The sequence below is a fragment of the Paraburkholderia sp. BCC1886 genome, assembly GCF_900996245.1.
Taxonomy (GTDB): domain Bacteria; phylum Pseudomonadota; class Gammaproteobacteria; order Burkholderiales; family Burkholderiaceae; genus Paraburkholderia.
Window position 1 is genome coordinate 1 of record NZ_CAAJGK010000122.1, and the last position, 456, is coordinate 456.

The 456-nt window shown below is 71.3% G+C and carries 1 protein-coding gene; it reads left to right on the forward strand.

Annotation, left to right across the window (positions count from 1 at the left end; all coding sequences use genetic code 11):
* Positions 1 to 371, forward strand: a 371-nt coding sequence (locus tag FQ746_RS33260) for a carotenoid oxygenase family protein (protein ID WP_144114057.1), incomplete at its 5' end; no start/stop codon positions are given.
* Positions 372 to 456 lie beyond the last annotated feature (85 nt).

A 456-nucleotide genomic window follows, 5' to 3' on the forward strand; every position in this document is an offset into this window, starting at 1 on the left:
ACCTGGCGCTGGAGCTGCCGCGCATCGACAAGCGCCGCACCGGCCGCGCCTATCGCTATTGCTACGCGGTCGAGCAGCCGAGCCTGGACGAGATGCGCGGCATCGTTCGCCTCGATGTCCTCACCGGCGAGGTGATGCGCCACGCGGTGCCGCCCGGCGACCAGAACAGCGAACCGGTGTTCGTGCCGCTCGCGGGATCGAGCGAGGACGACGACGGCTGGGTGCTCGCCTGCGTGTACCGCGCGGCCACCGACACCAGCGACGTGGTGGTGCTCGACGCGCGCCGGCTCGATGCCGAGCCGGTGGCGACCGTGCATCTGCCGGTGCGGATCCCGGCGGGCTTTCACGGCGCCTGGCTGCCGCGCGACTGAAGCCGCGGCGCCGCGCAAGCAAAAAAGGCACCTCGGGCGGCGTGCTTGCACACATCGCCCGAGGTGCCTGTCATCCGGCCATTCA